11 protein-coding genes and 2 pseudogenes are annotated in these 23,406 nt (G+C 51.9%); 9 read left to right on the top strand and 4 right to left on the bottom strand.

Annotated features, from left to right (window positions below; translation table 11 throughout):
* Window positions 1-239 (top strand): hypothetical protein (locus BLR08_RS31515; RefSeq protein ID WP_218131604.1); only part of this gene is annotated, 239 nt, incomplete at its 5' end.
* 23 nt (window positions 240-262) lie between these two features.
* Here BLR08_RS31515 and BLR08_RS30135 read toward each other — a convergent pair.
* Window positions 263-778 carry a helix-turn-helix domain-containing protein gene (locus BLR08_RS30135; protein ID WP_256328372.1) on the bottom strand — a complete coding sequence of 172 codons (516 nt, stop codon included), beginning with the start codon at window positions 776-778 and terminating at the stop codon, window positions 263-265.
* Between the two features lie 620 nt (window positions 779-1,398).
* Here BLR08_RS30135 and BLR08_RS30130 point away from each other — a divergent pair.
* The 7 genes and pseudogenes from BLR08_RS30130 (at window position 1,399) to BLR08_RS30100 (ending at window position 17,851) form a co-directional block, all read left to right on the top strand.
* Complete coding sequence (locus tag BLR08_RS30130) at window positions 1,399-1,977, top strand: sensor domain-containing protein (protein ID WP_072338303.1); 579 nt, start codon at window positions 1,399-1,401, stop codon at window positions 1,975-1,977.
* A gap of 143 nt (window positions 1,978-2,120) precedes the next feature.
* Window positions 2,121-3,370 (top strand): annotated as a pseudogene (locus tag BLR08_RS30125) (IS110 family transposase).
* Between the two features lie 408 nt (window positions 3,371-3,778).
* A pseudogene (locus tag BLR08_RS30120) lies at window positions 3,779-5,132 on the top strand (erythromycin esterase family protein).
* 106 nt (window positions 5,133-5,238) lie between these two features.
* Window positions 5,239-7,029, top strand: a complete 1,791-nt coding sequence (locus BLR08_RS30115) for a helix-turn-helix transcriptional regulator (protein WP_090586639.1) — start codon at window positions 5,239-5,241, stop codon at window positions 7,027-7,029.
* Window positions 7,030-7,335: 306 nt separating this feature from the next.
* Window positions 7,336-15,807, top strand: coding sequence for an S-layer homology domain-containing protein (locus tag BLR08_RS30110; RefSeq protein WP_072338267.1), 8,472 nt, complete (start codon window positions 7,336-7,338; stop codon window positions 15,805-15,807).
* A gap of 228 nt (window positions 15,808-16,035) precedes the next feature.
* Window positions 16,036-16,611 (top strand): dihydrofolate reductase family protein, encoded by a 576-nt coding sequence (locus BLR08_RS30105; RefSeq protein WP_072338268.1) that lies wholly within the window; start codon window positions 16,036-16,038, stop codon window positions 16,609-16,611.
* A gap of 34 nt (window positions 16,612-16,645) precedes the next feature.
* Window positions 16,646-17,851: a chromate transporter gene (locus tag BLR08_RS30100; protein WP_072338269.1), complete on the top strand. Its 1,206-nt coding sequence runs from the start codon at window positions 16,646-16,648 to the stop codon at window positions 17,849-17,851.
* A gap of 762 nt (window positions 17,852-18,613) precedes the next feature.
* On the opposite strand, the gene BLR08_RS30090 is transcribed toward BLR08_RS30100, so the two are convergent.
* Window positions 18,614-19,267: a response regulator gene (locus tag BLR08_RS30090; RefSeq protein WP_072338270.1), complete on the bottom strand. Its 654-nt coding sequence runs from the start codon at window positions 19,265-19,267 to the stop codon at window positions 18,614-18,616.
* Window positions 19,268-21,415 (bottom strand): GAF domain-containing sensor histidine kinase, encoded by a 2,148-nt coding sequence (locus BLR08_RS30085; protein WP_176835643.1) that lies wholly within the window; start codon window positions 21,413-21,415, stop codon window positions 19,268-19,270.
* A gap of 299 nt (window positions 21,416-21,714) precedes the next feature.
* Here BLR08_RS30085 and BLR08_RS30080 point away from each other — a divergent pair, with 299 nt between their 5' ends.
* Window positions 21,715-22,170: a hypothetical protein gene (locus BLR08_RS30080; RefSeq protein WP_143151572.1), complete on the top strand. Its 456-nt coding sequence runs from the start codon at window positions 21,715-21,717 to the stop codon at window positions 22,168-22,170.
* 530 nt (window positions 22,171-22,700) lie between these two features.
* Here the strand turns inward: BLR08_RS30080 and BLR08_RS31370 are convergent.
* Window positions 22,701-23,406, bottom strand: a 706-nt coding sequence (locus tag BLR08_RS31370; RefSeq protein WP_176835642.1) for a hypothetical protein, incomplete at its 5' end; no start/stop codon positions are given.

Below are 23,406 nucleotides of genomic sequence, written 5' to 3'. Positions count from 1 at the left end.
TTGTCCAGAATGATATACAGCCGTTCGGATCGATGATACCGACGGCGAAGCACGTTGAAGAAACGCAGGATGTCGGCATGCTTCTTGCTCTTTGCAGAATGACCGTACAATTGATTCGTCTTTATATCCAGCGCGGTGAGCAGATGCTTCACACCGTGCGGCCGTGTGTAGGTTGCACGAAGCCGTTTAGGCCGACGCTGCTGAAACCAGCCCTTGCCGCGGTAAGGCTGCAGCGATAGCGGGCCGAACTCGTCGACGCAGATTACCCGCCCGTCTGCCGGAGGGCAGTCGTACAGGGCTTCGATTCGTTTTTTTTACTCTCGAACTCCGGATCGGTTGATTCTTTCCAGGTCTTTGTATTCTGGTAGGTGATCCTGGCTTCATCCAGAATGACGCGTACGGTTTCGATAGAGATCGAAGGTACGATTTTCTTCTTCTCTGCCGCTTCCTTCAGCTTGGCCAGCGACCAATGCGTAAAAGGGTACCCCAGCACTTTAGGTGGAATTTGAGCAAGCTCACTGATGTCGGCCCGCTGCTTTTCGGTGAAGGTCGGAGGCCGCCCGCCGCCATAATTCGGTTTGACCGAGGCCATCCCTTCCGAGTTGAACCGGTGAATCGTTTTTTGGATATGTTCGCCCGAAATGTGATACAGCCGGCTGATCTCCGGCACTTTCATCTTTTGGGCTGACGCCAGAATGAGAAGAGCGCAGCGGACTTCAACCGAATTTGCACCTTTCCGTGCAATTCGCAGAAGGCGATTGCCTTCCTCATTGCTCAATCGCGTACAAAGATAGTCATGGTTCTCACCCCAGAGAGTAGTCGTTACCGGTAATTACCCGGTTTTACCAACTACGATTTCAGACGGGGCACTAGAAAAATGGTTTGAACCCTTGAGCGCGTAAGAAGAAGTCAGTAAATTTACTCGTATTGACAAAAAAACACCGGCAAAGCGACTAAAAGGAAGCAGGGTGCAGATCAAAAATATTAGGAATACAGAAAGCCAATGAAACCTTTTCATGCGGGTCTTACCTCCAGATTGGCGTAGTCATGTTCAATCTTTTCACAATACCTGATTTTGGTCAATTGGAAGTTGGCAGGATGGCGACTTCGGCTTTCAGAACGTCCTACAGATCCCATGAATAGTTTCTTCAAGTTTTGAAGTATGCAGTTATTGCTACACAGCGGCGGCCGTCCATGGACGGCCGTTTGTCTTGGGCCGGGTCTCTCCCTCCTTGCGGGTTTCTTCCGGCTGGCAGCAGGTCCTTGATTTTATCCCATTGGCCGTCGCGGATTTGCCTTAACGCAAGCCGAAAATGTCATATGACATTATTGTACTGGTAGAGTTGACGCAATAAGTCGTAGGATGCCGGTATGACTCGGAGAGGAGCGATGAACCTCATGAAATCAGGTTTCATCCGGAATGGCTATTTTTTATTGTTCACTTTCGTTACAGGACTTTTTTACTTCTGCTTTTACATGGTGGCTTTGTCGTTCAGTTTAAGTCTAGCATTTACAGTAATCGGCATTCCCCTGGCTACACGCGTTTTGCGAACGACTACAACGTTCATTCAATTCGAACGGACGCAGACGAAATTGTATACCGATATAACGACAGAGCCTTATGAGAGCAAAGTAACAACAGGTGCATCGGCCTGGGCTCAATCCAAATTGGAACTTACGGACCGCCACAACTGGTGCGCTGTCTTTTGGTTAATGCGTAAGTTTTTGATTGGACTCGTTAGTCTCGCTTGCGCAGCCTTAATCTATGTAGTCCCCCTTGCGTGTCTGTTGGCACCGCTGCTGTATCGGCACGTCAAAATGAATTTCATTTTCATGGAGGTCGACACTTTTGCGAATTCCCTTCTGATCATGGCTGTGGGGGTCGTGCTTGCAGCATTAAGCTCCAAGCTGGCTGATGGTTTGGCGAAAAAAATCGGAGGTTATACACGCAGCATGATTAGGGAGCTAAACCGGTAGCTGTTCTGTTGTCTGTCTTTAAAAATTTAAGGAGCCATTCCTGTAATGAAGTAATTTGAGCTTTGAACGAAAAAAGCACCTCTTGTATACTGGGAAACGTTCCGTCCAAAGAACAAATCCCATATACGAAAGAGGCACTCAACATGAAGTATAAACTTAAGCAGAAACAGAATCAACGAATTACACGAATTACCGAAACAACACTGGTCGTTGGAGCGGACATCGCCAAGAAAGTCCATGTGGCTCGAGCAGTAGATTTCCGCGGCATCGAGCTTGGGAAGGATTGCACGTTCCACAACGATGCAGAAGGGCTAACGAAACTAGCAACGTGGATGAAGGATCTCGGGCAGCGACATGCGAAGACGGATATCGTTTTTGGAATTGAGCCCACCGGACACTACTGGTTCCCGTTAGCAGCGTTTCTGAAGGAGCAAGGCATTAAAATTGTTGTCGTTAACCCGCACCACGTCAACAAAAGCAAAGAGCTAGAAGACAACTCACAGACGAAGAGCGACTACAAGGATGCGAAAGTCATTGCGGATCTCATCCGAAACGGCAAGTACTCTGAACCGAATCTACCGACGAAAGAGTACGCGGATCTCCGTATCCTCATGAATCTTCGAGAAAAGATGTCGGTAAGCTTAACGCAAGTTAAAGGTCGTATCGTCAATTGGTTCGACCGCTTCTTCCCGGAGTACACAAGCGTCTTCAAAGTCTGGGAAGGCAAGGCATCGCTTATGACGCTCAGAGAGTTTCCGCTGCCTGCTGAGATTGTGGCAAAAGGCTCTAGAGGCGTCCTGGAGTGTTTGAAGACCGAAGTGAAACGTGGAGAGTAGGGATAAAGCGAGCGGAGAAAGCTCGTGGCCGCAGCCTGGCCGTCTTGTTGCAGCAATACGACCTGTTTAGCGAGCAGCTCGAGACAACCATGGCAAAGGTGCTGGAGATCCTCGAAAGTATTCCGGGCACTGCACAGATGTTGTCGGTGCCAGGGGTCGGAGTGGTGACGGTAGCAGGGTTTCTGGCTGAAGTTGGGGATATCCACAACTATGACCATGGGCAGCAAATCATTCGTTTGGCTGGTCTGAACTTGAAGGAGAATAGCTCTGGCAAGAGAAAGGGCAGGACCGGAATAAGCAAGCGCGGGCGGTCACGTCTCCGAGCCCTGTTGTTTCGGGCCGTAATGCCGATGGTTGCTAAGAACCCTGCGTTCAAGGCACTGCACCATTACTATACGACGAGAAGCCAGAACCCGTTAAAGAAAAAACAATCGATTATCGCGTTATGTGGAAGGTTGGCCCGTATTCTCTTTACGCTGGGAACCAAGCAGAAAGAATACGATGCAAATGATGTAATGGGGCCGGTTCGTCAGGCTCATATGCAAGTGGTAGCTTAATCAAAGCATGACCTGTTAACTCTTGTTAAACTCGATCATTTAGCTTAGACAACGGAAGCACTGGAGCAGCCGAAGGACTACATTCCATAAGGGCAACGACCCCGTAAAGGAGCAAGAATCGGCATCCACCCCTTGAGAGGTAGAACGAAGGAATGTGAGGGCATAGACCCAGCGTGACATGGGAGGGTAAACCCCGAGGGTGAATGTGGATATCCAACTGTGCGATCATACCGAATCATCCACAGTTTTGGAATCTGACATCCTAAGCTCTATTCCCGCCTACGCTCTGACTCCAGTCCGTTGCATAGGCTACATTCTTCGCTATTACCGCTCAAGCTGTCAAAGTTGAAATATTGAGAATACGTGAGAAAACAGGAGAAAACATTATTTTATAGTGGGAGGATTATTATGAAAAAGAAAATGGTTATCGCAATGGCTGCTTCGTTGATCACACTGACTAGTTTTACAGGAAATACTACGGCCGCTTTGAAAGCAGAAGCTTCTATAGGAGCTCCCTACAACAAAAATCAACAAGCCGAACAGATAAAGTGGCTAGAAGACCATGCAATGCCATTAAAGTCAACGGATCCAACAGCATCTCTTCATGATTTAAAGCCGCTTAAGGATATGGTAGGATCAGCTGCAATTGTTGGTATTGGTGAAGCGACGCATGGAGCTCATGAAGTTTTTACGATGAAACATCGCATTGTTAAGTATTTGGTGCTTGGAATGGGCTTTAACGCCCTAGTGCTAGAGGAGGGATGGGACAGAGCATTGGGACTCGATCGCTTTGTTCTTACGGGTAAAGGAGACCCAAGCCAATATCTAACGCCTGTATTTAACACAAAAGAAATCATAGATCTAGTGGATACGCCAATATAATGCTGATCCCAAGCATACGTGCAAAATACGGATCATCGGGATGGATATACAAACAGTAAACAAGAATGTGTATAACGATATCATAGAGTATGTAAAGAAACATGACGCAAAACTTGCAGCTCGTTTCGAAAAAATAATGGAAGGCCTTATTCCTGTTTCCACGGATTTAGAAACCTTTGGCGGCCTTAAGAAAGAAAATAAAGAGCGATATGTTTCCGATGCGAAACAAATCAGCGCTTTATTGGAACAAAATAAAAGCAAACTGAATGGAGAATCCCGAGAGTTCGCATGGATCCAACAAAATGCTCGTATTATCGAGCAATTTACGACAATGACAGCTTCCTATCCGGATGACCTGAGAGACTTTTATTTAAAACATGATATTGCCATGTATGAAAATGCGAAATGGACAGAAGAACATTTAGGAAAAACAATCGTTTGGGGCCATAATGGACATGTTTCGAAAACAAATATGATCCCTTTCGTATATCCTAAAGTGGCTGGGCAGCATTTAGCGGAACATTATGGCAAACGGTATGTGTCCATTGGAACATCTGTCTTTGAGGGACGTTACAATGTTTATAACAGTAACCACGAATATGGGCCCCATGGAACAATAAAATCAGATGACCCGAATAGCTACAACTATACGTTTGGACAAGTCAAATACGACCAGTTTTTTGTGGATTTACGTAAGGCAAGCGGAGTGACAAAAGCTTGGCTAAACAAGCAGCATCCCATTTTCGCTGGCATAACTACCATAGGGCCGGATATCCCAACAACTGTTGATGTATCATTAGGTAAAACGTTTGATATCATGGTTCAAATTCAGAAAGTGAATCCCTCTCAATTGAAAGATGAACACGAAAAGGAGCGATGACGGCGGCTTTTTCGTTCAGCCTAACTAACAAAATGGGCAACCGCATTAAGATATAGACTATAATAGGATGGGAAACAAAACAGAAGCTGCTTAGGGGTGGAACGACTTGCTGGATATGGTGAAGCAATGGGTTTGGTATGATTGGATTATGCTGGGGCTTCGCCTTATTACCAGCCTTTCACTCATCCTCACGACGATAAGTTTTCATGAAGGCCTGACGCTGCCTCTGTGGATCGTTATTTTTCTAGAGATTGCCGCTTTCTCTATTCCATGGGTTTGCTTGCAGCTGAATTATAAATATTATTTAATTACGGAAATCCTGTTATTTGGCGGATTATGTGTTTATTTAACTTCGCTATTTCCGGAAGCCTATGTTGCATTTCTGGTATCCGCGTTTCTTACCGCGGCGAACAGCGCTCATCAGTCCTATCGTTGGACGGCTCCGGCAACCGTCTTTATATGGCCGGGCTTATTCCATGTGGTTGCGCCAAGCAACGGCTATTGGATCATGGTCACCTACTACGGACTTGCTTATGTGATGGGTTTCGCTTTTCATTTGTTGATCGTCAATCATCGTCAGAACACAACGATCCGCAAGCAAAATAAGGTGCTTGAACAGTATATGTCCCAAATCGAACGCATTACGCTGGCAGAAGAACGAAACAGGCTGTCGAGGGAACTTCACGATACCGTCGGCTATGCTTATACATCCATCATCATGGGAATGGAAGCTCTGCGCTCCGAGCTTGCTACCGATACCGGTACACAGAGGCTGGATTCCTTGTTGGAGCTGGGCCGCAAAAGCATCGGGGAAGTGAGGAATTATTTGCATCAAATGGAGTCTGGGCAACAGTCGCTCTCCTTGGTCCTTTCGCTGCAAAAGCTTGGAGATGAATTTCAAGAGCATGCCCAAGTGGGTGTGAACTTTTTCGCGTACGGAGAGGAGTACCCGCTGTCCCGGCAAGCGAAAATGACATTCATTCGTTGTTTGCAGGAGTCGCTGACCAATGCGGTCCGACATGGCCAGGCAACGGGAATTACCGTTACGCTGCAATTCGCGCAGCAATATACAAGGCTCGAGGTGCGGGATAACGGAAGAGGGATGGAAGAATGGCGGGAGGGCTTTGGCATGAACGCGATGAAGGAGCGGGCGATGAATCTGCAAGGCCAAGTGTCCGTCTATACGAAGCCGGGAGATGGGACGCTTGTCGTCTGTAATTTGCCCAGACCGGCGGAAAAGACGGACGAGCTGATACGTCTGCTGATTGCCGACGATCAACCGATTATTCGGGAAAGTCTGCGGACCTTGTTTGACAATTATCAAGATTTAAACGTAGTCGGTTTGGCTGAGGACGGCGAGCAAGCCGCCGACCTGTGCAAAACTCTTCAGCCAGACGTTGTGCTTATGGATTTAGATATGCCGCGCATAGACGGAATCCAGGCAACCAAATTGATCAAGCGGCAATGGCCGCATATCCGTGTATTGATTTTAACGACGTTTCAGGATACGGACCAAGCGTTGGACTTATTGCGTAACGGTGCGGACGGTTTCCTCTTGAAATCGGCCGCACCGCTTGAGCTGGCCGATACGATTCGGCTTGTACACCGAGGAGGTACGTTGATCGATCAGGAGATGTCCCACAAAATATTCGAGAAATTCGATGGGAGCAGCAAATCTCCGCAAGTGAAAGCTGCCGCTGATTATGAGCTGACAGTCAGGGAAGTTGAAATATTGCAGCTAGTTGCCAAAGGACTGAGGTACAAGACGATAGCATCCAAGCTGAATTTGTCGGACGGTACGGTCAGAAACTACGCCTCCTCTGCCTATATCAAGCTAGGTGTGAACAATAGGGAAGAAGCTTCCCAAAAAGCATTGGATATGGGGATCATTCATTAAGACGAATCAGGAGCAGTTTGCCACCCCGGCAGCCGCTCCTGATTCGTCAGACCCTGCCGGCCGCCTCCGAGACTATAAAGTCCGCATCGATTGCGATGCGGGCTTTTCGGCGTGTCCGGCTGTGCTTCGCGCAGTTCAAAACTATACTTTCGTATAATATCTGGCCGGGCGATCCGATGTTAAAGTGAATTTCGCATGGTGCGAATGTTGAACGTCAAGGTGAAGCTGATGAAAGCCTGTTTGAACGGCTAGATAAAACTGTACGCTGATCAATCGCAATGATGCAAACTTAAGGGGTGAAACCAAATGAGACACAAGATGTTGAAGATGCTGAGCCTGCTTCTCGCCATCTCCGTAGCGCTCAGCGGACTGATGCCGCAAACGCTCGGAGCTCATGCGACAGCTTCGGCACACACGGAAATGGAAGTGGAAGCGGAATCGGAAAGCATGTTTCGAAGCTTGCTGGCCGAGCTAACGCCCGAATCGTTTTTGGAGGCTTCCGGCAAGCCGGAGATGCCGCAGCTCGATCCGCTGCCTGCCCTTACGAACGCGGAAAGTATCGTCGTCGCCGGCAGCGCTGCAGTCGGTGCCGAGGTTACGGTGACTTATAGCGTGTACAACGGGAGCATTATCGAAGAAGCGACGACCGAAGCCGATGCATCGGGGCGCTTTAATTACTTGCTGTGGCTTGATTCCGATGATGGGATCTATCAGGTTACAGCAACGGCGGAATTGAACGGGGAGAGAAGCGATGCGTCCGCTCCGGCCGTCTTCGAAGTGGACCGTACGCCGCCTGGGGAAGTAGAGGACAGCAGCTGGCAGCTTGCCCATCCGCCCGATTCGGCCGTGCTGCTGCAATGGTCGGCGCCTCGGGTGACGAATGGCAGCGGAGGCATGATCGCCGATCCTTCGGTCGTGGGTTACCGGATCTATGACAAGACGGGTCTATTGCTGCAGCAAACGGCAAACACGGAATATGTGATGGCGAACCTTGCTCCGGGGAACCCCCACTCTTTTCGGATCCGAGCCCTCGATGCGGCGGGCAACGAGTCCGGCTACAGAGAGATCATGGCAGGCACCTCCCCGGCCGGCGAAGTTAAACTGAACAGTGCCGGTTACCCGGGAACACCGCTTCTTGTTCGTGACGGCAGCGCCGTGTGGTACGTGGCGTATATGGAGGCGGAAGATCAATCGTATCTGCATCACATGGATACGAAAACCGGCGTGGATGAGGTCGTGAATCTGACATCTGACGGACAGGGGCTAAACGGAGATTTAAAAGACCTTGCGGCAGACCGTTCGGGGCAAATCATTGCCTTCGCTTCGAACGCGACCAATTTGGCCGTCGCTGCGCCGCCGGATGGATCGCAATATGCCGTATACGTCTATCAAGCCGCTTCAGGAGAATTAACATTGATCTCGAATCCGGCGCTTCGATCGGGGCAACCTTCTCTGAGCGCGAATGGCAACCGGGTCGTCTTCGTGGAAGGCGGTCAGATCTACGCGTATGACTTGATCGCCCATACCAAATCACTGATCAGCCATACGGAAAATCAGTCGCCGGGCAATGGCCTCAGTCAGAGTCCGGCGATCAGCGGCGACGGCTCGCGTGTTGCGTATTGGACCACCTCCACGGATCTGCAGGATGCGTCCGATCCTGACGGAGCCAATGCCGTTGCAGTCTATGATATGGCTGCCGGCACCCATATCTGGATAAGCGGATATGTCAAGCGGGCATCAAACCTGACCATCAGCAACGACGGCCGGTTCGTGGCCATGAGCGTGGGGTTCGGCATCGGTTGGAATAAGCTGCAGGCGATCGATCTCCGGGATGCCAACCCGGATAATTGGACCGACGATTACTTTCCCGACAATCGCCAAGCAAGTGAGCGGAAAGATAAAAGCTATCTTAACGCCTCCATGAGCGGTGACGGAAAGTACGTGATCGCGACTCTCAGTGACAATAACCCGAGCGGCAGTATCTATGTCACGAACTATGCAGAAAGGTTCAATCGGGATACCGGAGAAGTGGTCAGGGTGGGGAACCCGGCGATGAATGCGGCAAACGCCCAGATCGACGAGGCCGGCAATCGGGTCTTATACGTTCGGGAAGGCGAGATGTACACCTACTGTTACGGGGAATGCCAACAGCAACAATCCGGCGCGGCGATCGATTCGGCGTCATGGTCGGTGCAGGACGGCGATCTTACGTTCAGCAGCGTCAATCCCGGAGGCGCGGTAACGGTTGCGGCAGCCGGGAGTCCGGGACAGACGGTTGTCGCCGACATCGCCTATCAGGAAATTACGGCCAACGACCCTGCCCAGACGAAGACGGTTACGAAGTCCATTGCCATGACGGAAACGCCGGCCGCATCCGGAAACTATCGCGCCGTCTTCACGGTTGCGGACGGGATGACTCAGATCGATGCGATCACGGCTCGATTGACCGACAGGCCAACCGGCAAATCCGCTGCGGGACTACCGCTTCGTGTTGCGGGCAAGCTGTCGATTGACCTCGTCACGGAGTATCCCGGCATTTTGGGCTCTGCCTGGTTCGACCTGAGCAGCTCGAATGCCAGCTCGACACGTAAACCGCTCACGGCCGGTGTTACGCACTACGAATATTGGTGGCCGGCTTCTGCCGATACCGCGTTGGTCTTGACGGCGGCCGGCGGTACGGTACTCGCCCGGCAGGAAGGCATCGTCGTTAACAAGGGCGTCGTGACGACGGTGAATCTGTCTCCCGCGGAGATCGCATCGTCGTTGACCGTTCGGGTATCCGATGGCGGAAAGCCGGTTGCGGCGGAGGTGCTGTTCACGGACGAGGCCGGCACGGAGATCGCGCGCATTCCGACCGATGGGCAAGGTACTGCACGGCTGGCAGATCGGCATGCGGGGGAGCGAATCCGGGTGGCCGTCCTGCCGCCTTCCGGCTATCAGGCACCTCCGCAGCAGGCTGTGATGCTTGCCATTGGCGGTTCGGAGCTGAATATACCGCTAGTGAAGCTGCAAGATGTCTACTCGCTTAGCTATTCCAGAGAAGTCGGCAATGGCAGCGATAAAGTCCCGGTCATCGACAGCGACGTTATCTTGACGGTAAAGGAGGCTGCCGGACGCGAGGTGCGCGCCAGGCTAAGCAAGGACGTGAGACAGGCTGACGGTACCGTGGTCGCTGATCAGGAATGGCTGACCTTGACGGAATCGGGGCCGGTGTCCGGTTACTATCAAGCCACCTATCGAATTGCGGAAGGCACAGCCGCGCTGAACGAATTCGTGCTTGAGGTCGATGGAGCGCTGCAAGCGCAGACGTATCCGATCGGACGCAGCATTGCCGGTCGAGTGAGGCTCGCCATCGACGCTCCGCCGAATTCGGAAAGCGAGCAGTGGCTCGAGAACGCCTCGATCAGCGTCCTGCATGTCGGTGTTCCTTATTATGCCGGTTCCTTAAAGATCGGGGAACAGGATAGAAGCCTATTGGTCGATGTCCCCTACCCGAATAGTCAGTATCAAGTCAATCTAAGCGCCAAAAGCACCTATAGCGACCTGGTCTACTTCACTTCGCCGGGAAGCGGGCAAACGGCGGAAGCAGATGCCGTCATCCTTCCCCGATTCCAGTTCGAATACCGATTGAAGGTGCAGCAGTCTGCTGAGGCTCGTGCCGTCGTGCAAGCGACGCTTCGTGATTCTGTCAGCCGCGAAGTCTTATGGTCAGGCAATTTCTACAACGAGACAGTTATCAGATTCTCGCTTCCGCGCGGAAGGATAGACGCGGCTTCGCTGGAACTAACGGCTGCGGCGGCGGATCCTGCTTACGAGAAGGCGACGATCATCTTTCCGGCCGACGTCAGGACCCGGAGCCTGGACATTAACTTGATCAAGAAGCCGGAAGCTCTCATTCATGGCCGCGTGCTAGGAACGGACGGGAAGCCGGCAGCGGGCAGTACGGTCACGGCGCTGATCGGCAGCGGCAGCGAGGGCTTCACCAGAACTTATACCATGCAGGCGAATTCTAACGGCGAGTACAACGTCCGGGTTCCGGTCGGGCCCGTGCAGCTTCGAGCGATGAACACAGCCGGTTCCGGCAGTTTGTCGAAGGCTTACGCGCTCGACATATCGGGCGAACAAACTGCCGATCTGCAGCTGCAGGACCTTGCAACCGTCACGCTACGCTTATTTACCCGGCTTGGAAGCGGGGCTTGGGATGGACCGATCGAGCTTGACTTTGCAACGAATTATCACCTGTACGTCTCGCCCCAGTTCAGCCATACAACGCTCCGTGAGGGCGTATACCGGGCTTGGGCGACGACCGGCGATACGGTCAGCATATGCGCGGACGGCGTTGAAGCCGGCTTGCCCCGCCAATGCCGGGAGTCGATCGTCGGGGCGGACAACAAGGCGGACATCGAGATCCGGTTGGAGAATCCGGGCGGCCAGGCTTCCTTCCGGGCTTACGCCCCGGATGGAACCTTGCAAAAGTCGATCCTTGCAACGATCTATGATTTAAACGATAATGCGATCAAAGAAGAGTTATTGGTGCTTGACCCGGAGAGACAGCAATTTTACGCGCCTCTCGCAAGTGGCGGAAGCAAGCGGATAGTGATTAGAATGCCCTATACCAATACCGAGGCTTCGGTTCAGTTCACCGCTCAACCTGGCGGGATTGTCCCGCTTGGGGATATTCATTTGCAGCCTGCGGGATATTTCGGCGGTGCAGGCAATGGCCTTGAGGCCGGCGCCGACTGGACGACGCCGGGCGGCCGCGTCACGCTTCGCGCCGTATACAAGAACTCCGTCACGGCAACGGCGCATGATGCTGTCATGATGATTGATCTGCCGAAAGGAGTCGAGTTCGCCGCAGGTACTCTTGTGCTGAACGGTAAAGCCGTGGAGCCGATCTTGTCCGGAAGAACGCTAGAGATTCCGATCGGGGATATTGCCGGTCTGACCGGCGGCAGCCAGCAGCTGCAATTGAAAATGACCGGCGGTATGGATGCGTCCCAAATCGCCATTGTCGGGAAAATGACATATAAAGATATGCAACAGAAAGCGCAAGAGCAAATTTTCGGAACTGCGGTGCTGAACGTGACGCCGGTCACGATGCGTGCTCCTGAGATCGTTGCGGATCCGCAGTTCGAAGTCGGCGGCTATGCGCCAGCCGGGTCTGAAGTTACCGTGTATGATAACGGCGTTGCAGTCGGTCAGACAGCTGTGTCCCCGGCTGGAACGTGGACGCTCTCCATTAGGTTAATCGGATCGGATGCCGGAAAACATCAGCTTACGTCAGAGACGACGGTCGACGGCGTTCGTTCGCCGGGAGAGCGGGCTATCGTTCTGTACGATCCGAACGATCCCGGGCTCGAAACGGTGTCCATGCAGCAGCAGCAGGGTCGGCTGGTCACCTTCGACCCGGCGAGCGGAGTTGCCGTATTTCCTTATGTCGTCGTTCCAAGCAGGCCGTTCGTGTTCAAGTTGAAGTTCCGGGATGTGTCGCGCATTTCGGATGTGTATGTCCAGATGGGGGACAGTTCCGCCCGCGCACAGCTAGTTAACGGCAAGTATCAGGCGGTGCTGCCGTTCACTTGGAACCTCGGGCCGGTAAGCGTCGATTACCGCAAGAAGCCGATTGCGGATGCGGCCCCCGCCGAATTGCCGACGGAAGAGGCTTTCAGGGACCGCCTGCCGTCAGCGATGGCTGGCTACGGCGTGGACTGGAAAGCCGGACCCGGGGAGAAGACGCCGGACGGAAGCGTCATGCCTGCAGGTTCGGCATCGATGCGCGTGCGGCTGAACGGCAATATGGCCGCGTCGCTCAGCATCGATACCAGTCCCGTGAGCTATACGCCGAGCGACAAGGATCTGCAGCAGGCAGAAGCGCTGGGCGTGCCTGTCTACGGGTTTTCTATCAGCAGATCTATGACGGACTCACGCATTAGCCTGCGTCTGACGGGTTATGTGCCTGATAATTCGACCCGTTCGGGGGCGGGTTTTGGCAAACGCAAAGGCGTCGCGGCGCTCGGGGCCAAGGAAGAGTTCATCAAGAAGACGATCGCCTTCACGCTGGATAAGACGAATTTGGCGCTTACCATGCGCGACCTCATTCAGGGATCGATGGATGTCGCCGATCCAGACAGCTTCGAACGGCGAATCAATGAGGCGATAGCGATCATCGAACAAATCTGCGATCCGGCGGCCAAGGAGTACTATTCGAATTTCGCATGGGAGGTCAAGGCGGACATCTTCGTGCACAATATGCTCAAAACGGGGATCGGTATCGCTGCCATCACGTTCGTTCCGGGCGGGGTGTTCGGCCTGGCGTTCTGGGCGGAGAGTTATTACATCGGCCTTAAGCTCGATGAAGTCGCCAATAATGAGCTGACCGAGCTTGAGAATCATCTGCGCAACTACAACGATGAATTGTGCAAGAAAAAGCCGAAGAAAGAACCGGTCGCTGAGCCGAAATTCATTTGGGATCCGAGCGGCTATGTGTACGAGGGTCTGCCGGACAATCGGGTGGAAGGCGCAACCGCCACCGTATTGGAGAAAGACGGAGCTTCCGGCGAATGGAAGGTCTGGGACGCCGAATGGTACGGACAGACGAATCCGCTGACGACGGACGCCCGCGGGCAGTACGGGTGGGATGTGCCGGAAGGCAAGTGGAAGGTCAAGTATGAGAAGGACGGCTTTGCAACGGCATATAGCGATGAGCTGGAAGTGCCTCCTCCGCAGCTTGAAGTCAATGTGCCGCTTGTTTCCTACACCGCCCCGCTGGCGGAACGGGCTAAGGCTGCTCCGGGGGGCGCTTACGTGGATGTCTATTTCAGCAAGCCGATCGACGAAGCATCGATCCAGCCGGATGCGCTCTCGGTTGCATCTGAATCGGAGACAGGTACGCCGATTGCGGGGATGACCCGGGCCGTGAACCCGGTTGAAGCGAAGGGCCAACGTCTGTCGAGCGTGATTCGCTTCACGCCGACCGAAGCGCTTGCCGACGGGATCTATCGGGTTGTTATGTCCGAGGCGTTAGCCAGTTACGCAGGTATACCGGTCGCTCCAGGCGCCGAGCTGCAAGTCCAGGTTTCCCGCGAAGACCATGAGGCGCCTGCCGAAGCGGGGAACGTGGCGGTTGGCGTAACGTTCGACAAAGCCGCCGTCCTGTGGAGCGATCCATCCGATGACGATTACGCCAAGACGCGGATTCGTTGGAAGCCGGCCGGCGATGAGGCTTACGGAGCGCCGATCGAGGTCGGCAGAGGCACGGAATGGACGCAATTGACCGGCTTACCCGCGTCCTCCGGCTATGAATTCAAAATTTCGACGGTTGACGAGTCCGGCAACGAATCGTCCGGCGTGACGGTCAGCTGGACGTCAGCAGCCGATTGGCAAGCGCCCCTGCCTGTCACGGATCTGAAGGCTGTCAGCGTATCGGATAGTCAAATCGGGCTCGGTTGGAAGGACCCGACTTCCGCATCCGCCGACCTAGCGGAGCTGCGGCTGTCGTGGGCGAAGTCGGATCAGCCCGATGCCCTGCAGGAAGGCGTAGCCCTGCCGGGCGCCGAATCGTTTGCGATATCGGGATTGGCTCCGGCAACCGAGTATACGGTGACGATCGTTGCCGTGGATGACAGCGGCAATACCTCTACCGGAGTGTCTGTTACGGTTCGGACGAAAACCGCCAGCGGTGGCGGAACTGGCGGCGGTGGCGGCGGAACGATTCACGATGATCGTCCAGCCGGAGATACCAAGATTCAGATCGATGGAAAAGGCGGCAGCTTCACGGCCTTCGACGGATGGGTCACGTTGGCGGCGGAGCCGGGCGCCTATCGGGCCGCATCAAGCCTGGTCCTCAAACGGGGAGTGCCGGCGGATCGTCCGCTTGCTTCAGGCTACACCCTGATGTCGGATACATTGGAAATCGCCGGCGCGGACGGGGCCGCCCCGGGCAAGCCGCTTCGGCTTACCTTGCGGCTCGATCCGGCTAAAGTCGGCAAGACGGATGCGCGAAAGCTTGGCCTGTACCGGTTAGATCCGGCTGCGCAAGCCGGTTGGACCTATGTGGGCGGCGTCCTCGAGAAGGAAGCCTTCCGCCTGGCAACCGCCATTCCGTCCTATGGTGGTACCTATGCCGTGCTGCTATATGAACGTTCCTTTGCCGATTTGGCCGCACACTGGAGCAGCGGCGAGGTTGCCGTACTTGTCAGCCGCCATCTTGTAGATGGCGTAAGCGCCGACCGCTTTGAGCCGAATCGTCCGATTACGCGAGCGGAATTGACGAAGCTGTTGGTAAGCGCGATGGATCAAGCTCAAGCTGTTGGGGAAACTGCTGCGAAAACCGGACAGGGGACGCTAGACGGGCTATCCGGGCATGAGACCGAGCGCCCGGTCCCGTCAACGGAATTCACGGACGTGCCGAACGGAGCCTGGTATGCATCTTACGTACGGAAGGCGGCCGAGATGGGCCTTGTGTACGGGGATAATGGACGCTTCCGGCCGAACGATCCCGCGTCCCGCGAGGAACTCGCCGTTCTACTGCAGCGATTCGCGGAGATGCCGGGATTCGAATCGGCGCCGTCTGACGGGGAAGCATTATCATTGGATCGTTTCGCCGACGCGCGGAATGTGTCCGAATGGGCGCGGGAAGCCGTGGCGCTGGCCATCCGGAAGGGCTGGATGCAGGGCATGACGGAGTCCGAGCTGATGCCTCAAGGCCAAGCGAGCCGGGCCCAGGCCGCAGCGCTGCTCCTGAGGGTGCTGACGAGTATGGGAGCCATCGAAAAGTAAAGCAAAAAAACGTTCAAACTCAAGCCGCGATTTTCGCGGCTTTTTTGTTTAATAGGATAAGGTTCTTGTCAAAACTGATTGACAATTAGGCCGGGTTCGGACTTCTGTTTTTCCGAGTAGGCGAAATGTTTTATCCGAAATTAGCAAACAACAAGAAACAACTTGAACTGAAATGTTCTATAATGTAGGTAATGCAGGAGATCCCTCTTGAACAAAGGAGAATTGAAAATGAGAAAACTTGTTTTATTTTTGCACGCATCACTTGACGGTTTTGTAGAAGGGCCGAACGGTAAAATGGACATTGGCTGGGTTTCCTACGATGCTGATTTGGAGAAGCACGCGAAAGAAATTCTGAGTACCGCCGACACGGTCATTTGGGGACGCGAGACTTATCAGATGATGCACGGCTACTGGCCATCTGTGCCTTCAAACCCATCAGCTTCGCAGCATGAACGGAATCATGCCGAGTGGATCGAGAAGACAGCCAAAATCGTGTTTTCTACGACACTGGAGAAAGTCGAATGGAACAATTCCAGACTGGTGAAAGAAGATGTCGAGGAAGAGATCAGAAACCTCAAACAGCAGCCAGGCAAGGATATGGTCATCCTCGGCAGCCCTAGGTTCGCACATTACCTGATACAGCTTGGTTTAATAGATGAGTATAAAATTACGGTATCTCCCGTCCTGATCGGCAGCGGGTTGCCGCTATTCCAAGGTCTCAAGGAGAAGATCAATCTCAAGCTCATCGAAAACAAGACATTTGATTCCGGAGCCATAGGTCTCGTTTATCAGGCGGTTAAATAACCTTGTCTGGAAGATAAATGAAGGAGCGATAATTTTGAAATCCGGACCGCCAACAACGAAAAAGTCAGGAAAAGCCTCAACCGTTTGGGAGATTCTGCGCGTATCGACAAAATTAGGTTTGACATCATTCGGAGGGCCGATCGCTCACCTGGGTTACTTTCACGAAGAATACATAAGACGCAGAAAATGGATGGACGAAAAGAGCTATGCCGATCTTGTTGCTTTGTGTCAGTTTTTACCCGGCCCTGCCAGCAGCCAGGTCGGGATTGGGATCGGTATCGTAAGGGCCGGGCTGCTTGGCGGGTTCGCGGCTTGGTTAGGCTTTACGCTGCCTTCCGCGATTGCTCTCATTCTGTTTGCAGCCGTGCTGCAAGGATCGGATATTGCGAATGCGGGATGGATTCATGGTCTTAAAATTGTTGCCGCAGCCATCGTAGCTCACGCCGTATTGGGAATGGGTCAAAAGCTTACGCCTGACAGGGATCGCGTTACGATTGCAGTCGCGGCAACGGCAGCCGCGTTGTTGTGGCCGTCGGCCTTTACGCAAGTGGGGATTATTTTGGCCGCCAGTCTGCTCGGGCTCTGGTTCTATAAAAAGAATCCCGGTGAAGGCAGCTCCAGCATTCAAATTTCGGTCGGTAAACCCTTTGCTGCAGGTTGTCTTGTTTTCTTTTTTTCGCTGCTGCTTGCGCTGCCTATTTTGAGACAGACGCTGAATCTGCAATGGATCGCTTTGTTTGACAGCTTTTACCGATCGGGGGCATTGGTATTTGGCGGTGGACATGTCTTGCTGCCCTTGCTCGAGCGCGAAGTGGTACCGACGGGTTGGGTGAGTCAGGAGGATTTTTTGGCGGGATACGGCGCCGCGCAAGCTGTTCCCGGCCCATTATCGACGTTTGCGGGGTATTTGGGCGCCATGTCCGGCGGTATAGCGGGGGCTGTTATTGCAACGATAGCGATCTTTTTACCGGCTTTTCTACTAGTCGTCGGGGCGCTTCCGTTTTGGAACGGACTCCGGAGCCATCCGAAGGTGCATGGAGCGTTAGTCGGCGTTAATGCTGCGGTCGTGGGCATCCTGCTGGCTGCCTTATATGATCCGTTGTGGACTACGGCCATTTTGGCTCCGGTGGATTTCGCGCTGGCGCTAATATTGTTTGTCATGCTTGTTTTTTGGAAGCTGCCTCCTTGGGTTGTTGTGATTGCGGGGGCTCTGGGTGGAGTTATAATCGGCTATGTCTGAGACATTAAAGGTAAGATTATGCCGACGATAAATGTTACTTGTAGAAAATGACGGTTTCGTCCAATTTATGTTCACCCCTTCCGGGTATAATCAGGTTATTCCGTTTGGAAATAACCAGTTATCCAGGGGTAATGAAGCATGAGGAAAATTAAAATGTTGAACCGGATAACGATCGAAGGCTACTTCGCCAGCCCGAATGAAGCCAGCTTTGGTATGGATTGGTTTATTCAAGATCCGGAGGTAGTATAAATGGTATAGTGTCCCGGCCGGGCATATTAAAATATAGAGGATATTCCCAAACAAATACAGACTTATATTTATCCGTGATTTATGAAATCCGAGTATTGGATGAAGTTATTCACAGGTGCCGAAAACCGAACGCATGTTTTAGAAATCAACAGGGCTGACCCATAAGTCATCACAGATGACGGTTGGGACGGCCCCGTTCTATTTTAACCAACTTGGTTATCGAATTCACTACGCTACTAATCTATATGCATTCCGTACCTATCAATATTCCAGTGTTTTATGCTGGTATCCGGGACAATTACGTCGATAAGGTCTATGTGGGATTATATAATCCAGGGGGACGAACAGCAAGAATGGCTTCGCAATGAGATAGACACACCTAAGGGATTCGAGACGGTCTATGCTCCGCCCATTCTGAACGGCTTGCCGCCGTTGACGAATGCGGAGTTGATTTAGGTCAGAGGGCGAATCGTTACCATATGCTCGAATTACGAAAGACTGTCACTCACTCCGCTAGTCTTCGTCCAACTGAAAATGCCCGTAGTTGTCTTGAATGAGCCGTCTTGCCTCGTGGCGGTCTGCTACCTGCAGTTTATTTAAGATTGTTGTCACGTAATTGGCTATAGTCTTCGTGCTAAGCGATAGCCGGGCGGCAATCTGAGCGTTGGTGTCTCCAAGCGCAAGAAGGTCCAAAATCTCTCTTTCCCTTGGAGTAAGCTCTGAGAGAAAGGAATCGTCAACACCTTTGCTTTCTCCAGAAAAATGGCTGATGATACGCGCTGCTATTGCTGGACTAAACACCGCCCCACCTGCTCCTACAATCCGAATCGCTTGCAGAAGATCCAGTTCATTAGCCTCCTTTAACACGTATCCACTTGCGCCAGCCTTCATGGCCGTAAAAACAGAATGGTCATCTTTGTGCATGGACAGCATCAAAATGTGGATTTGTGGGAAGCGGCTTTTAATGATTCGAGTTGCTTCAATTCCGTTGAATCCTGGCATACGGATATCCATTAAGATGAGATCAGGCATTAGCTGCCTGGCCAGCTCCACTGCTTCCTCTCCGTTAGAAGCTTCACCTGCTAGATACAGGTCATCACTCAGTCGGAACAGATTTTTCACACCACTTCTGTACAGCGGGTGGTCGTCTGCGATTAGTACTTTCATTTATTTTGGCTCCTTTAATCCATTAATGGGTATCACTACATAAATTCGTGTACCGTGTGGAGAAATTGCTTCCAGACTGTATGTTCCGCCAAGTTCAATCGCGCGTTCTCGTATGGACTGCAGACCGATGCCTCCTACGCCTGCCGTTTTCATCTTCATGTTTTTATCGATTCCAATCCCATCGTCAATAACCTCGATTTGAAGCATACCGGCATCGACGGTTATCTGCACTTGGCAATGGTTCGCGTCTGCATGCCGAATGACGTTTACAACGGCTTCTGTCACGATTCGGTAAGCCGCGACTTCAACGGCCGCTGCCAGTCGAGGCAACGTGTTTGGTGAATCGAGCGATATACTGAGGAATTTCTCGTTCTGCTGGATCGGCTTAACCATCTCGTTAATGTTTTCGTTCAACGCTCCGATAAGTCCAAGTTCGTCAAGTCTGGAAGGACGAAGGTCATGGACCATTGAACGGATGTCGCTAACTGTCTCTCGGATTACCTTCCGAAGGTCAGTCAGCATTTCGGTTGCAAGGTCTGGATCTCGCTTGACGAATCCTTCGGCGGTGGCAGCATTCAAGGCTAGAGCGGCCAAGCGGGGAGCCAAATCATCGTGAAGGTTTCGCCGGATATGGAGGCGCTCCTCCTCTCGTGCCATTACAAGCTTCTGTCGTGATAGCTGTAGTTCTTCCATTAGCAGCTTCATCCCAACAGACATCGAAGCAATTCGGACGATCGGCCCAGCATGGCCAATTAATACATCGAGCAGCTCTAGGTCCTCGCTGGAAAAATCGTTCTCGTGCGGGCGGTATGCGGCGATAAACACGGCAATTTGTTCGCCCTGATGGATGATCGGAAACCGTCCAACGTGCTGCTGCTGTGTGCCTGCAAAGGCGATAACTGATTCCTGGTGCTGGGCCTGTATCGATATCGCCGCATAAGGAAGCTGAAGGGCTGACATTACGGTCTGCGCGACCTCACAGAGCATAGCATCAGGACTCATGGGCTGCACTAAATGCTGACGCAATTCCTTAAGTACGCCGTATGGGTCATCGTGTCTACCTTTAAATATCCGGTTCGTCCAGCGCTGAAGCTGTTCCTTCACCGGGGAGAAGATTAAGACAATGCAAGCGGTTGACGCAAGTGAAATCGGAAAGTTGACACGGGTCTGAAACAATTGGGTTATATAGGTCACGATCAAAGCGTAACCAGCAATAATTACTGCTGACAAGATCGCATACGTAAACGTGCGTTTCACCAACGGCTGGATATCCCACAAGCGGCGTCGCATTATGGCAAGCACGAGCGAAAGTGGTACAAGCAGCAGGAACAAATGCAGCAGGATGTTAAGTATGATATAAGCAAGCGGTGAAGCAATGAATACGGGGTCCATTAACACACTGATGATAATAAAAGCAATGACACTGACGGTAACGCCGTAGAGGATCCACTTGGTTTGCAGCCGTTCGGTAGTGGTAGAGGTTACGCGGTAGCGGTATTGCATCGCATAGCTCAGTGCGCCAATTTCGAGGACAAAGCTTGCTGCATTCAGCGCATAAGGCCAGTTTTCGCGGTCGATCCAGCTGCCGCTGAAGACGATATCCGACAATTCAATGCAAGCCCAAATCAATGCGGGATAGAGAGACCAGCGAGGCGTGAAGCGTCCGGTCGGAAACAAAAAGAAAAAAACCAGGAATGTAACCCAGCCCAGAGCACCTACATACTCAAACCAATTACTCATCCAGTTGTCTTCTGCAAAGGCGATTTTCACGAACGACGGGAAGGTTGTTCCGAAGCACACCAGCATGAATGAAGCTAAGACGCCCATCGGCTCGCGACCCGCCTTAGTGAGCAGTACGGAGGCAGACAGCAGATATAACATTGAAAAGAGGAGGTCGTTCAAAACGATCAACAATGCAGCAGTGTTCATCGTTAATTCACTTCGTACCCAGGTCTGGTCGTCAAAGGCGGGAAGCGGTGCATACATGCATGTCTGGATGAAGCAATTGTAACGGATCGCCTCATAGTAGTCAGCGATATGACTGAAATAGAGGGAAGCCGTGATTATGCTGAAGAGGATGACCAGGGTGCGGCTTATATTCACCAAGTGAAAATTTGATTTCCGAAATACTGACTGAGAAACGCTCATGTAAGCCATCCTTTTTTTTCAAACTAACCTCCAACGATTATTATAGATGCCATCTTTCTCACTGTAAATGCTCTGAATTCCTATACCTATTTCCTAGCCGGGCATGAAAGTTATGCTCTACTGTATAGGAATACCACTGGGTTATAGTTGTTATCAAGCCAGTCATTTGAATAGGTGGAGGAATGATCAAAATGACAGTAGAGAGGTTTGTCCAATGGTTCGGAGCGGTATGCATCCTCGCGGGATTAGCCAGAATTGGGATGACGCCGTCAAATTTAGTATGGGGGACAGATAGTCCGATGGAACTGATGTTTGCGATGATTGCATGTGTCTTGATGGCGATAGGCACCTTTGGTGTATTTCTAGCCTTGCCGTCAAGGTTCGGCGTTAGTTTATGGACTGTACTCGCTATTATTATCGGGAACATGATGACTCTATGTGTGCTGTACGGAAGAGCAGCATATGGAGAGTATCCCGGTAATGACACGCTGGCCGAGTCGATTGTTGGTCTAATCATGACGGTTGGCGTGCTTGGTGGAACGCTTGTGTTGTCTGTCCTGATGTGGCGGTCGAACGTGTTTCCACGCTGGAGCGCCTTGCTGCATATCCTGATGCTGGTTTCGATGGCGCTGCCGTATGAAGCATACTTCGCTTCCTTCTGGGGTGCAGCTTATGTTGGAATGGGCATTTGTATGGTGAAAAACGCAAAGCACGGCAGTGTTAACCACGAGCAAACGGCCCGAGTTCTAGGTTAAGAAAAAATAATAATAATAACGAGATTTAACCCTTTTATTGCTCTTGGTAAGACCGCTTATGCAAAAGTAAGATGATTTTGAGTAAAGAAGTTTTATATTGACAGACATTACGCTTTATCATTGCAATTATATGGAAAATTAGTCGGTCCGCAATAGTTCATCCGTATGATCTCAAAAATGGGGAAAATGGCGTCATAGACCTAACACCTGTGGCGCCATTTCTCGTCTTCTGTCAAAGGAAGGACCCCGACCTCTAAGTTAACGTTATGTAAGCACGAATGAAAAAAGACTATTCGAGGGCATACCGATAGTTGATGGGTTCCCAATGAACTCCTGTTATTTCCCGATTTCCCGAAATTTTTCCCGAGTACTTCCGAAAATTATACTCGTTTCACGGGAAAGGGACGACGTTATAATTGATTAGGTAGCAAGAGAGTTAATTAATCGAAAGAGATGAGTGTGTATTGGTTTGGCAATATATCAAACAACTTACGTCAGTTCTTCTGATTTCAGCGCTACTGGTCGAGGGCTTATCCAAAATCCCCCACAAAGTGAAGAGTAGGCTGACGAAGCGTATTCCTGGTACTTTGCGGGGGCCCCAAAGAGCTAAAAGCATTCAGCATGCTAAGTTTCGTATCCAGTTTTCTTGGCGCAAGTTTGATTGCGGTTTGGAGAGATGCCGCGACGGTACGAAGTACGGCGCGAACAGTTTTGTCAGGCTGCAGCTCGTTAACCCGAAGGCGGTACGTGACCGATCCACCGCTTTCCTGGAGGATCGTCCCGAGCGGAAGCTCATACTGTCCATCGTCTGCCTTAATCGGATGGACGGCGATCCCGTTTAGCATAACGCTCTGCTCAAGCAGCTCCATGCCGGCAGGCACATGCAATTGCAAAGCAGCTAGCTTAACGTCGTCAGAGGTACGATTATTGAATTCTCCCCGCATCGTTACGGTTGCGCCGGGTAGAATTTCATGGCTAAGCGTCCGAAAATCGTTCCCGTCATGGCCCTGAAAGATCGTCGCTTGACCGAGCGGAAAATCACCTGCATCAAGCAGTTGGCCGCTAATCGTTTCAATCATTTTCACCGTCTGGTAGTTCTCGCCGGTCAAGGCATTCTTCGCCCGTATGACAAGCCGGTACCGCCCCGCATCATAAGTGGTGATTCGGAAATTTTCCGAAATATCCTGATCAAGGTAGCCCTTCCACTGGCCCGTGGATTCCTCGGAATAAAGCTCC

This window comes from Paenibacillus sp. cl123 (assembly GCF_900101595.1).
In the GTDB taxonomy this organism is placed as follows: Bacteria; Bacillota; Bacilli; order Paenibacillales; family NBRC-103111; genus Paenibacillus_G.
Note: the sequence above shows the minus strand (reverse complement) of the source record. Positions and strands in the feature narration are given on the sequence as shown.

What these genes read in the sequence shown, in the direction of transcription:
- BLR08_RS30090 (WP_072338270.1), bottom strand. Translation starts at nt 19,267, where the DNA reads ATGAAAGTACTAATCGCAGACGACCACCCGCTGTACAGAAGTGGTGTG.
- BLR08_RS30110 (WP_072338267.1), top strand. Translation starts at nt 7,336, where the DNA reads ATGAGACACAAGATGTTGAAGATGCTGAGCCTGCTTCTCGCCATCTCC.
- BLR08_RS30085 (WP_176835643.1), bottom strand. Translation starts at nt 21,415, where the DNA reads ATGAGCGTTTCTCAGTCAGTATTTCGGAAATCAAATTTTCACTTGGTG.
- BLR08_RS30105 (WP_072338268.1), top strand. Translation starts at nt 16,036, where the DNA reads ATGAGAAAACTTGTTTTATTTTTGCACGCATCACTTGACGGTTTTGTA.
- BLR08_RS30080 (WP_143151572.1), top strand. Translation starts at nt 21,715, where the DNA reads ATGGAACTGATGTTTGCGATGATTGCATGTGTCTTGATGGCGATAGGC.
- BLR08_RS30130 (WP_072338303.1), top strand. Translation starts at nt 1,399, where the DNA reads ATGAAATCAGGTTTCATCCGGAATGGCTATTTTTTATTGTTCACTTTC.